9 protein-coding genes and 1 pseudogene are annotated in these 12,754 nt (G+C 59.1%); 4 read left to right on the forward strand and 6 right to left on the reverse strand.

Annotated features, from left to right (window positions below; genetic code table 11):
- From QZ511_RS14450 to QZ511_RS14475, 6 genes and pseudogenes are all read right to left on the reverse strand, one after another.
- Positions 1-568 (reverse strand): annotated as a pseudogene (locus QZ511_RS14450) (hypothetical protein); the annotation flags it as partial.
- 308 nt (positions 569-876) lie between these two features.
- Positions 877-1,923, reverse strand: coding sequence for a LacI family DNA-binding transcriptional regulator (locus QZ511_RS14455; RefSeq protein WP_295803388.1), 1,047 nt, complete (start codon positions 1,921-1,923; stop codon positions 877-879).
- Positions 1,924-2,002: 79 nt separating this feature from the next.
- Positions 2,003-3,508, reverse strand: a complete 1,506-nt coding sequence (locus QZ511_RS14460; RefSeq protein ID WP_295803390.1) for a tryptophan halogenase family protein — start codon at positions 3,506-3,508, stop codon at positions 2,003-2,005.
- A gap of 14 nt (positions 3,509-3,522) precedes the next feature.
- On the reverse strand, positions 3,523-4,554 hold the full coding sequence (locus tag QZ511_RS14465; RefSeq protein ID WP_295803392.1) for a cupin-like domain-containing protein: 1,032 nt from the start codon (positions 4,552-4,554) through the stop codon (positions 3,523-3,525).
- A gap of 19 nt (positions 4,555-4,573) precedes the next feature.
- Entirely contained in the window at positions 4,574-5,332 is a 759-nt protein-coding gene (locus tag QZ511_RS14470; RefSeq protein WP_295803395.1) for a SapC family protein, read from the reverse strand.
- Positions 5,333-5,521: 189 nt separating this feature from the next.
- Positions 5,522-8,533, reverse strand: a complete 3,012-nt coding sequence (locus QZ511_RS14475; RefSeq protein WP_295803397.1) for a TonB-dependent receptor — start codon at positions 8,531-8,533, stop codon at positions 5,522-5,524.
- Positions 8,534-9,007: 474 nt separating this feature from the next.
- Between QZ511_RS14475 and manD the strand changes: the two genes are divergently transcribed.
- The 4 genes from manD (at position 9,008) to QZ511_RS14495 (ending at position 12,630) form a co-directional block, all read left to right on the forward strand.
- The gene (manD, locus tag QZ511_RS14480) at positions 9,008-10,219 is read left to right on the forward strand and encodes a D-mannonate dehydratase ManD (protein WP_295803398.1); all 1,212 of its coding nucleotides are present in this window, start codon (positions 9,008-9,010) and stop codon (positions 10,217-10,219) included.
- Between the two features lie 184 nt (positions 10,220-10,403).
- Positions 10,404-10,763: a helix-turn-helix transcriptional regulator gene (locus QZ511_RS14485; RefSeq protein ID WP_295803399.1), complete on the forward strand. Its 360-nt coding sequence runs from the start codon at positions 10,404-10,406 to the stop codon at positions 10,761-10,763.
- Positions 10,763-12,073: a type II toxin-antitoxin system HipA family toxin gene (locus tag QZ511_RS14490; RefSeq protein WP_295803400.1), complete on the forward strand. Its 1,311-nt coding sequence runs from the start codon at positions 10,763-10,765 to the stop codon at positions 12,071-12,073. Before QZ511_RS14485 ends, QZ511_RS14490 begins: the two co-directional genes overlap by 1 nt.
- Positions 12,074-12,285: 212 nt before the next feature.
- Positions 12,286-12,630: a hypothetical protein gene (locus QZ511_RS14495; RefSeq protein ID WP_295803402.1), complete on the forward strand. Its 345-nt coding sequence runs from the start codon at positions 12,286-12,288 to the stop codon at positions 12,628-12,630.
- Positions 12,631-12,754 lie beyond the last annotated feature (124 nt).

A 12,754-nucleotide genomic window follows, 5' to 3' on the forward strand; every position in this document is an offset into this window, starting at 1 on the left:
GCCCCATGGCGCCGTGCCACAAAGGGCTGCAGGCACCGAGGGTGTACCAGTGTGTCAGGCTTTTGCCACGCAAAAACAGGTCCCTGGCGGAGCCCTTGTGCACCCCCTTGGGGCCACCATCGCGCCAGATACCGTGATTGATTGTCGGCCGCTGGGCATCCCAGAGATAGTTGGAAAGAATGGTGCAGCCAATGGAGTGACTGAGAAGGATCACCGGGGTGTTATCCCCAACGGCCTTGGCGGCACGCTCAAAGGTCTGATAAACGGCCTGCTGGGTCTTTTCGTAATTGCCCCCGCGCTGCTGAATATCACCCAGCTGCGCGGCCGCTTCCGAGAGACCGTAAAGCATGAATTTGCGCGCGCGCAGGTAATCCATATCGCGCTTCTGCATGGCCTCGAAAAGACGGTCGATATTGGACTGCAGATGGCCCTGACACAGAATGGTGTCGGTGTGGATCCGGGACCAGTCATCGCCGAGCGCACTGGCGAGCGCATTGAACAGCGGATGGGCAAACTGCTCGTCCACCGCGCCCATCCCCGGTGCCGCCAGTATTACCAGATCGGCCATGGTTGTTCCCCGTAGTTTTGCTGTTGGATGCGGATACTTCCCCGGGGTTTACCCGCGCATCGTATTATTCGTGAAAATTGTGCATTTTGTGCAGTTCTTCCGGCTTTTTACCACTACCCGGTCACTTCTAACAGAAAACTACCACTCTAAAGAGCCAATGAAAAGAACGGCGCCAATCGAAAAAATTTATGCCTAACCGGGAACTTCCACGACAGGGGGCTCTCTAATGAATCAGTTCTCCCCTGGATCGCGTTGCGATCAATAGCTCTCATCGTATGACTTCAAAGCCGGCTTACGCCGGCTTTTTTTTATTGTGGGGGTGCGTCGGAGCGGCGGCGGATCAGGGTAAAGTCCAGCTGTACCTGTTGCCCCTGCTCGGCTTCGCCAGCCCTTTGGGCGCGAACTTTCCTGACCAGCAGATCCACTGCCGCACGTGACATATCCACAACCGGTTGGTGGATAGTGGTGAGTTCGGGCCAGACGGTGGTGGCCACCGCGGTATCATCAAACCCGCACACCGTCAGATCGCGGGGCACGTTGAGACCACGGCGCTGGGCGACGGAAATGGTCGCCGCTGCCATTTCATCGTTACAGGCAAAGACCGCCGTCGGCGGGTGCTTCAGGTCCAGAAGCTGCTCGGAAGCCTTGAGCCCTGAGCGGTAGGTAAACAGCCCTTCCACCTCCAACTCGGGATCGTGGGCAAGTTCGGAATCCGCCAACGCCTGGCGGTACCCTTCCAGTCGGCGCTCACTCACATGCTGGCGCCGGTCACCCGTTATAAACCCGATACGGCGATGACCGAGGGAAGCGATGTGGCGGGTCATCTCGTAGGCAGCCTGGGAGTCATCGATCTTGACCACAGAAATATTGTGGCGGGGCATCTCCGAAGCAATCAACACCGCGGGGGTCTCACTGGACTCCAGCACCTCCAGCACCGCCGGCAGATCGGACAGTGGCGGCGGCAGCAACATCGCCTCGACGCCACCATTCAACAGGCGCATCGCCACCGCTTCTGCATTCAGCTCCGCATCGCAGTGCTCCACCACCAGCTGCACGTTGTAACGGCTGGACTGCTCCAGCGCGCCAATCAAAAAAGCACTCAGGTAAGAGGCACTCAGGTTGCTGTGCAGCAGCCCAACCTTGATCTGCGCCGCACCGGCCAGGCTGCGCGCGGCACTGTTGGGGGTATAGCCGAGGGCCTTGATGGCCGCATTGACGGTATCGCGGGTTTTCTCCCGCACATTGCTCTCACCGTTGATGACCCGGGATACGGTCATCGGAGAGACGCCCGCCTTGCGGGCAACATCGGCAATGGTGGGACCACTTCCCTGGCGGCGGCTCTGTTTCTGTTTCACGCTGTCACGGTCCGGTCAATCTACAGGCGGGCTATGATCCTCTCTTTTCCCGGGGGTTGGCAACTTTTGGCATGGCCCATCAGGCTTCCACGTCCGCGGGGATTTCCGCAGGGCAATAGCGTCGGATAAATTCAGCGTGACCAGGCAACTTATCCACAGCCCGCTGAATGTTGTTCTTAAGACCGCCCAGCGCTTGGCGCAGCTGATCCTCGCTCATCAACCGTCCCATGGGGTGGTATGTCTGCGGATACAGACGCTGCCCGAGCATCACCTGCACCCAGCTGTCGGTGCGAAACAGCTCGTCGGCATTGCGGTGTACATGGGCTGATTCGCGGAACAGTTCGATACGCTCGGCGAGGGAATCCGGCACCGGCATATTTTTGCAGTAGCGCCAGAACTCACTGTCATCGCGGTCGGTGAGTTTGTAGTGCAGTACAACAAAATCGCGCACTTTTTCCAGCTCCTCCCGGGACTGTTCGTTAAATCGCTCGCGCAATTTGGGCGCAACTCCATCGAACGGAAACAACTGCATCAGCCGGGTGATGCCAATCTGGATAAGGTGGATACTGGTGCTTTCCAATGGCTCGACAAAGCCACTGGACAGCCCGAGGGCGATACAGTTTTTCTCCCAGGCTTTTTCCCGCCGGCCCGCGCGGTAGGGAATCAGACGTGGCTCGAACAGCGGCTCCCCGTCGATATCACGCAGAAACTGCCTACGCGCCGCGTCTTCGGACTGGTACTCACTGGAATACACCATGCCGTTGCCCATCCGCGACTGCAGCGGAATCTGCCAGCGCCAACCGGCACCGTGGGCAATCGCGCGGGTATTGGGGCGCGCGGGCGCCACCGGCTTTGACTGCACCGCCAGAGCGCGATCCGTGGGCAACCAGTGCTGCCAGTCCTCAAATCCACACTGCAGGGTTTCCGCCATCAGCAAGGCGCGGAACCCCGTGCAATCGATAAACAGATCACCCTCAACGACCCGCCCATTGTCCAGTACCAGAGATTCGATATTCCCGCTTTCATTACTCGTTCGAACCTGGCTGATTTTGCCTTCAGTGCGCACCACTCCGCGCGCCTCACTATGCTTGCGCAAAAACTGCGCGTAGCGCGTCGCATCCAGGTGATAGGCGTAATTCAGTACCGGTTTGTCTGAAGTGGCGAACTTCTTCGCCGCCAGCGCCTGGGTTTCCAGGCAGTAATCACCGATATCACCACCGAAGCCCAGACTTTTGGCGTGCAGCCAGAACTGGTGAAACTCCCCCATCCAGTTCGGCTTACCGATCTGCCCAAACCCGTGTACATAGCGGTCGTCCTGACGCCCCCAGTTCTCAAACTCGATACCGAGTTTGAACGTAGCCTGGGTTGCGCGGATAAACTCCACTTCGTCGATGCCGAGCAGCGCGTGAAAGGAGCAGATGGTGGGAATGGTGGATTCCCCTACCCCGACGGTACCAATCGCATCCGATTCCACCAGTTCGATATCCAGCAGCGTACCGAGTTGTTTGCTCAGCGCTGCAGCGGCCAGCCAGCCGGCTGTGCCGCCGCCGGCGATGACAACTTTACGGATTTTCAGATCGCTCATATTGCCTCTCATGATCAACGGTTCAACCGCTGCAACAATCGTGCACGCAACCGGCGAGCACTCATGGTATCCAGTTCTTCCAGTGGTCCGCGGGCATGCACCGGCAAATGGGCACGCGGCTGCTCCGCCGGACCAAACAGGTAATATTCAAATAGCGCGCGCCATGCCTGTTTTTCCGATGTTGGCCGATCACGCAGGCTCAGCATGCCGTGCAACAGGGTATTCATCGGTGTATCCATAAACGCCGGTGATGGGTTCCACCAATAATTGACCATGGCATTAAAACCGGCCTGCGCCTCTACCTGGTGCCACCACAGGCTCGGATAGAACAGCCCGTCCCCCGGTTCCATCTCCGCCACCTGCGCCGTCGCCAGTGCGTCGCGAAAGCGGGGAAAGCGCGCGAAATCCGGGTTGGCAAAATCCACCATACTCACCGCTTGGCCGCCGGGTGTGGGCGACAGCGGTCCCGGGTAGAGATTGTCGATCTGCTGCGGCGGAAACAGGGTAAAGCGGCGGCGTCCCACCGCGCAGCAGGCGAGATTGTTGGGGGCGTCGTAGTGGGCCGAGGCCAGGGAGCGGTTGCCAATCCAGATACTCGCCAGCGGCGGATTGCCGTCAAACATCGGGTGCGTAAACTGCAGCTCGTTCTGTGCGCGCAGCCCGGGGAGGCAGGCATCCACGGTAGTCGAGCCCACATACACAGATGGCGGCGCCGCGTCATCGAGATGCTGCGCCAGCATCTCCAGCACCTCGTTCAATGGCAGCCGCCGGCTTTCGAAGTTGAGCCCGCTGAGATCGTCGTTATAAAAATAACGCCCCTGAATGTCGGCACGGCCGAAATAGGCCGCCACGGTGCGGCCATTGTGAAAGCCGCCCAGGTAATCGATCGCCGCGGCGGCGGATTCCCGCCCCCGCTGCACCAGCTGCCAGTTGCGGACGAGCCCTTTCAGCAGTACCGGCTCGCCCGCCTGCATCAGCTCGTCAAACGGAATACTGTCCGGGTTTATACCCTCGATGACCTTCACGGAATTGTTGACCTGTGACATCACAAAACCTCCCGCCGTTTTACGCCATGGCATCCGTAGCGCCGGCAGCAGTCGCCATCACACGGCGGCGTTTGCGCTCGATCAGGCGACGGATATTGCCGAGGGAGGACGCAATAAAAAATGCGTACTGCAGGAAGCCGGCGCGGTTCAGCCGCTCCAGCGCAGCCCCGTCCAGGTCCGCGAGTTTTTCTTCATTCACGGTGTAGTAGCCGGTGAGGTCCAGGCTGTCGTCGCGATGAATCTCCACGCTGATATTTACCGGTTCGATCAAGTGAAGCTCGGCAAACGCGGCAAATATGTCATCACTCACCGCCATGCCGCTGTGGATTCCCTTGAGGATCGCGGCGATTCGTTCCAGATAGGGCGTGTTGCCACCGTGGGGCAGGAAAATAGGTTCGCCCCCGGATTCGCTGACGCGGGGACTGTCCAGGTCGATATGGATCACCGGCTCGCGGCGGATTTCGCCGTCGATTTCCTGCTCCTGGAAACCGATCAGAAACGGGCCGCGCTCGACAATGGCCGGCACGTAGTCTGCACGCCAGCCGTCGTCATCCAGAAACAGGTTTTCATCACCGGCGAATCCCAGCAGCGCCACCGCCTGGTAGCCGCCACGGGATGAGTCCGGCCGCAGCAGGATCGGGTATTCCCGCTGTACCTCACTGAATTCGGTGGCAAACACCGGTACCAGGCCGATACGGCTACCGAGGGCTTCGGAGTGCCCGGTAGCAACCCGCAGGCTGGCATGATCCACATTATTGAGCAGGACATGGTTGGCCATGAAAACTCCCATCATCTTTATCGTTATTATGATCAACCCGGCATGGCTATTTCATCGCCTGCCGGGTTTCCAGTGTCACTTTCCCGGCGCCTGCATGCAACCGGAAAAGCCACCTTGCAGAAAGCAAAAAAGGGCCACTGGAACAGTGGCCCAAAACACAACGTACAATCAAGGCGAGACGATGATTGATCAGAAGGCGTAGCGTGCACCGAGCTGATAACGCGCACCCTGGTCTTCCAGGTACCACAACTGGTTGGCAGAGCGGCCGTAGTGGCGAACGTTTTCCTCGGTCAGGTTCAGGCCCTCGAAGAAGACATCGATATTATCGTTGACTTCATAGCTGACACTCAGGTCGATCTGGCTGTAGTCCTCGATAAATACCGGGTTGCGGGAGTTACCCTTGTTCACTTCGTTCAGGTAGCTGTCGCGCCAGTTGTACGCCAGTCGCGCCTGGAAGCCATAGTTTTCATAGATGGCCACCAGGTTGGCGGTGTCACTCAGGCCCAGCAGGGCGAACTGCGACACGCCCGGATCCGAGTTCACATCGAAGCCCACATCGCCGCGCACAATGGTGTAGTTTGCCTGCAGACCGAAGCCGGTATCGCCAAAGAAGTGCTGCACGGCAAATTCTGCACCGTAGATTTTCGCTTCCTTGTTGTTGTCCGGCTTGGAGGTGCGGAACTGCATCAGCGGATCGCTTTCGTTCGGCGCCAGGTCGTAGGCGGTGGCCACGTCTACCGCGAACTGCGCATCATCGGTGTAATCCGCCGCGCCGCCCGGGAAGGCATCCGGGTTGTCCAGCACCGCCATCATCACGAACAGCGAGGTGTCGTTGAGGGCGTAACCGCCATCGGCCAGGGCCTGGGCGGCAGCTTCTGCACGGGGGCCGTTGGTCACGTCACGCATGCCGAAGTGGTTTTCCTCCACCTGCGCGGTACCGATGAAGTTATCCACGCGCTTCTCGAAGAAGCCCACGGAGGCATAGCTGCTGTCGCTGTAGTACCACTCCAGTGACAGGTCCAGGTTGTCGGATTCCAGCGGCAACAGCGCCGGGTTGGATGCAACGGCCGTCGGGGTGGTGCCGTTGTAGGTGGAACCCACGGTGCCGAATTCGCTCACCGACGGCGACAGGCTACCGTAACCCGCGCGGGCAATGGTCTTGCTGTAGGAGAAGCGGCCGGTAAGGTCCTCGCGGATATCCAGCGAAACATCCAGGCTCGGCAACAGGTTGTCGTAGCTGGAATCGGCGCTGATCAGCACGGATTCGCCATCGGCATAGGTGGTATTGAAGTCGTTGTTGTCCATCCACAGCAGGTAGCGCGGAATCTGCTGCAGCGAGGAGGACTTCACATCGGTGGTTTCGTAGCGCAGGCCGGTCATGATGTTGGTGGCCATGCCCGCCAGCTCGCCTTCCAGGGAGGCTTGGAAGTAAACCGCAGCGGTGTCTTCTTCCACGCGGTTGTTGGTGGTGAAGTTGGGATCGTAGGCGCACTGGTAACCGTTGTCGGCAGTGCCGTACTTTTCCACGGCCCAGTTACACAGGCCCACGGGGTCGCCGCGGAAGCCGGTGGCCAGCGCATCGCTGGTGTTGTAGTCGTCGAACTGCCCGGTAAGGCTGAAGTCGTCCCACGGGCCAGCGGGGATTTCACCGGGATTGGCGATACCCCAGTCACCCAGGCCCATGTAGCGGTTGGAGCTCTGCTGGCGCATATCTACCGCGGAGCTTTCCACCCCGAAGTCGAAGCGGCCATCGTCAAATTCCAGCGCACCGTCCAGTTTGACCTGGGTGATATCGGTGGTCTGGCCCGCATACCACACGCGCGCTACCTGGGTACCGAAGTCCCCGCCATCGAATACGCCGTTGTTGTTGCCGCGGGCTTCATCGTCGATGGTGATATTGGCGACCGGCAGGCCATTGTTGAACCGTACCATCTGGGAGGCCAGTACCGGTGCGGCGATACTCACGTCGATGGAGCCGCTGTTGCCCGGGCCACTGGGCAGGGATTCCATGCTGGAATCGTGCACGTCCAGGCTCAGGGAGAAGCCGTCGTTAACTTCCCAGTCCGCATTGAAGCCCACGGAATTGAGGGTGTTGGTCTGCTCGCGCCACTGCTGCTCGAAGCCACCATCCTTGTTGCTCAGCACTTCGGAGTAAATGGTGGGGGCCGCAACCGAACCGTTATCAAAGGCCACGCGGTTGGCGCTGTCGCCGTTGGCAAACCAGAAGGTCTGCTCGCTGCGGTGTTCCTGCAGGTAGTTTTCCGCGTAGGTGTAATCGCCGGTCAGGGTGAGATTGTCCACCGGGCGGAACTGCAGGGTCAGCTGGCCGTTGGTGCGCTCGCGGTGGCGGTCGGACCAGGCGTAACGCAGGTCGTTGGGGCGCGCGTACAGCTGGCCTTCGGCCGGCGCGTTTTCAATCACTGCATTGTTGGTAAAGGAGTAGAGATCATCCTCGCCCCAGGTGCCGATGTTCCAGTCGTTGACCGCGGCGTTGGCGGCGCCGGAGTCGCGCTCCTGCACAGAACCGCTCAGGGCCACACCGAATTTTTCGTTGTCATCGGTCCAGCTGAGCAGACCGGAGAGCTCCGGGGTGTAATCGTCGCCCACCAGATTGGTGGTGTCGTGTACGGTCTTGGCACCGATGGTGGCCTGGAAGCCCGGGTTATTGAATGGCTTGGCGGTGTCGATGTTCACGGTGGCACCGATACCACCACTGCTCACGTCCGCGCGGCCGGTCTTGTAGACCTGTACACCCTGTACGCTTTCTGACGCCAAGTTGGCAAAATCAAAGGCGCGGGTACCGCCGCCGCGGGTGATACCGGCACCACTGCCACCACCGTAGGCGATACCGCCGGGCATGGTGCGGCCGTTCAGGGTCACCATGTTGTTGCTGCCGGTAAACCCGCGCACGGTGATTTCGGAACCCTCACCATTGACCCGATTGATGGAAACGCCGGTGATGCGCTGCAGGGATTCCGCCAGGTTGGTATCGGGGAACTTGCCGATATCTTCAGAAGAGATGGCATCCACCACACCGGACGAGTCGCGCTTGACGTCCATCGCGCGCTCCATGGATGCACGAATGCCGGTAACGGTAACCTCCTCCAGCGTGGTGGACTCCTGGGCGACCAGCGGTGAGGCGCAGGACATGGAGGCAACCACGGCGACGATGGCACCGGACAGCTTGTTTCGTTTGAACATTTGGGTTTTCCCTCTTCGCATTCAGCCGCCGAAATGCTCTCCCCGACCGGGCGTCCCGGAGAGGTTCCGGGCCGGTATCCAAGCGGGAGGACCTGGCGGCATTTATTGGTTATTGTTGAATTTTTAGTCGTTTTGGTACCGCTACCATTACAGAGATACGCCTCTCGCTCGATCCAGTCAAGAGGTTTTTCCCTGTCTATTGCTGTAGACGGACCACCGAAGCGGAAAGTACCCCCCCGTTCGCGAAAGAAATATCCGGTGTTTCAGTGGCAAAATCTGGTAGCGCTACCAATCGAGGGCGCAACAGGTCCATAATGTGGATCCTTTGGCAGGGTCGGCACAGTGTCACAGGCAGTCACTAGACTGCTTGCAACTGCCTCGCCCCCGCTGCGACAGAAAATGCAGTCGCCGCCAGCCAGGAGACAGACAGCAACACCTGCAACAGAGAATCCGGATAACAACAGGGAAACGCCAATGCTCGAGATCCAGTCCGCCCGCGTCGTCATCACCTCGCCGGGCCGCAACTTCGTCACCCTCAAGATCGAAACCGCCGACGGCACCTACGGCGTGGGTGACGCCACACTCAACGGGCGCGAACTGGCAGTGGCCAGCTACCTGGAAGATCACCTGGTGCCCTGCCTGATCGGGCGCGACGCGCACCAGATCGAGGACATCTGGCAATACCTGTACAAGGGTGCCTACTGGCGCCGCGGGCCGGTCACCATGTGCGCCATCGCCGCGGTGGATATGGCGCTGTGGGACATCAAGGCCAAGGTGGCCGGTCTGCCCCTGTACCAGTTGCTGGGAGGTGCCTGCCGCAAGGGCAACCTGGTATATGCCCACGCCAACGGCGAATCCATTGAAGAGACCATTGCCGAAGCAAAAAAATATGTGGCGATGGGTTACCGCGCCGTGCGCCTGCAATGCGGTGTCCCCGGGCTCCCCTCCACTTACGGAGTTTCCAAAGACAAGGAGCGCTACGAGCCCGCCGATGCCGAGCTGCCGTCGGAGAACGTCTGGTCCACGGAGAAATACCTGCGCGTCGTGCCGCAACTGTTCGCTGCGGCGCGGGAGGAGCTGGGCTGGGACCTGCACCTGCTGCACGACGCCCACCACCGCATGACGCCCATCGAGGCCGCGCGCCTGGCCAAAGACCTGGAACCCTACCGCCTGTTCTGGCTGGAGGATGCCGTGCCCGCGGAGAACCAGGAAAGCTTCCGCCTGATCCGCCAGCACAGCACCACACCGCTGGCGGTGGGGGAAGTGTTCAACAGCATCTGGGACTGCAAACAGCTGATCGAGGAACAACTGATCGACTATATCCGCGCGACGGTGGTACACGCCGGCGGCATCACCCACCTGCGCCGCATCGCCAACCTGGCAGCACTGTATAACGTGCGCACCGGTTGCCACGGCGCCACTGACATGTCGCCGGTCACCATGGCCGCCGCCCTGCACTTCGGGTTGTCGGTGCCGAATTTCGGCATCCAGGAATATATGCACCACACCGAGGAAACCAATGCGGTCTTCCCCCACGGCTACGCCTTCAGCAATGGCTACCTGCACCCGGGCTACCAGCCGGGACTCGGGGTGGATATCGACGAGGGCGCCGCAGAACGGTATCCCTACAACAGGGCTTTCCTGCCGGTAAACCGCAAAGAGGATGGCACCCTGCACGATTGGTAACGCCCAGGGCCCCAAAAGAGTAAGCCCCTCGCATACACAAAGTCATAAGGTGCCATTTTAAGTACCTTATACGACTAAAAACCCATAAAGTCCCTTTTTATGCACATAAGTTAATCCTTAACAAAGTCCTAAAATGGGCACATAATTGAGCAAAACCAGCTCAAGATACCCAAATTGGGACTTTATGGATTACACTAACAAATCCCCTGCCGCCATCGCCGAAGCCCTGGGGCAACGTCTGAAGCAGGCGCGCCTGAACCGGGACCTCACCCAGCTGGAGGTCGCGGAACGCACCGGCGTCAGCCGCAAGGCGGTACTCAACGCGGAGAAAGGCAAAGTCCAACTGGAGGTACTGGTCGCCATACTGCAGGCACTGGAACTCACCGCCCAGCTGGACAGTTTCCTGCCGCCGCAACCACCCTCGCCGATCCAGCTCGCCAAGCTGCAGGGCAAGCAGCGCCAACGGGCGTCCGGCCAGCGCGGCAAAGGGGATGACGACGACGAAGATGGGAAAGCAGACACCCGGGAGGAACCGGAATGGTAATGGAAGCCCTCAGCGTGGATTACCAGGGTGAGACCGCCGGTGCGATCAGCTTCGACACCGCCACCGGGGTCGGCGCCTTCGAATACGACCCCGCCTTTGTCGACAGCGGTATCGAACTCTCCCCCCTCAAAATGCCCCTGGCACGGCGCATCTACAGCTTCCCCGAACTGCGCTTTGACACCTTTCGCGGCCTGCCCGGGCTGATTGCCGACTCCCTCCCCGACGACTTCGGCAATGCAGTACTCAACGCCTGGATGGCGGCCCAGGGCAAACACCCGGAAGAAATCACACCCCTGCAGCGACTGCAGTACACCGGCAAGCGCGGCATGGGCGCACTGGAATACGCCCCCGCCACCCGCATCAAGAAGCTGAACGCCTCCCAGGACGTCGCCATCGACGAACTGGTGGCCATCGCCCAGGAAGTGCTCGACCACCACAGCGGCTTCAACGTACACCTGGACAAAACCGGCGAAGACAACCGCGAAGCCATGATGGCGCTGATGTCCGTCGGCATGAGCGCCGGCGGCGCCCGCCCCAAGGCGGTACTCGCCTTCAACAAGGACTTCACCCACGTGCGCTCCGGGCAGACCGAAGTCCCCGAGGGCTTCACCCACTACCTGATGAAGTTCGACGGCGTCAGCGAGCACAACAAAAACAAGGAAACCTTCGGCGACCCCATGGGCTTCGGCGCCATGGAATACGTCTACCACCAGATGGCCGAGGCCTGCGGCATCGAGATGATGCCCTGCCATCTGCTGAGCGAGGGCAATCGCCGACACTTCGTCACCGAACGCTTCGACCGCCGCGGCAACGACAAAATCCACATCCAGACCCTGAACGGCATCGCCCACGTGGATTACAAAACACCGGGCTCCTTCTCCTACGCAGAACTTTTCGGCGTCGCCCGACAACTGAAACTCTCCGCCAGGGAAGCCGAACAACTGCTGCGGCGCATGGTGTTCAACATCGTCGCCCGCAACCACGACGACCACGCGAAAAACTTCGCCTTCCAGCTAAAAGAAAAAACCTGGCAACTAGCCCCCGCCTACGACCTCGCCTACAGCTACAAACCCGGCAGCCGCTGGGTCAACAGTCACTGGATGAGCCTGAACGGCAAGCGGGACAACTTCACCCGCGAAGATATCTACAGCCTGGAAAAGGTCAGCCCGCTGTTTTCCAAGAGAAAGATCGATGGAATTGTGGACGCGGTGGTTGAAGAGGTTTCGCGGTGGCGGCAACTGGCAATGGAATACGAAGTGCCAGAGCCGCTCATTGGGGAAATTGAAGCGAACCTACGGCTGAATATCTAGGGCTCCTAGCCACCGACAGAAATGATGAAAAAACGACCAGGCCCTGGAAATTCAATCACTGAGCTGGTACGCGGCATATGTCCAGATATAGCCATATAGGTCATGTCCATATTTAGGCATAATGGATACATATGGATATATATGCCCAGATATAGACATAATGTCTATATCTGGGGCTTCTGAATAAAACTGTTAGCTGATCGGGAGAATCCATGGAACTTACCCCATTTCAGAAAAAATGGATGCTCGAAGCAAAAAAATGGGGCTTAAAAATCGAAGTTCCGTTTGTTGTAGAAGTAGAGGGTATAAAAATAACCGTGCCAGTTCTACTTAAAGAGTTTGGGGCAGTTCGAGGCATGTTGCTTGTTACCAATTTCGGCCAAATTTCTGATTACGCTAATCAGCTGATTAGCCTTGGATATGGGTTTTCATGTTTAGGTGAGTCAAAGCAAGATTCTCGGCCCTACGACGATGAAGCCATGATGGAAATGCTTGCAGATTGGGGATGGTCGGGGTTGCAAAGCCCTCCCTCATGGTATCGTGGTTCAATCAGCTAACAAGCGACTGTGGTGTCAACCACCCCAAATTTAAGTTGCACACCACACTTGTTTTTCTCGAATCATCGCGTTCAGAATAGTGATGAATTTCCGCATACACGCGGTCAAGGCAACTTTCTTGTGC

Source organism: uncultured Microbulbifer sp. (assembly GCF_913055755.1).
GTDB lineage: Bacteria > Pseudomonadota > Gammaproteobacteria > Pseudomonadales > Cellvibrionaceae > Microbulbifer.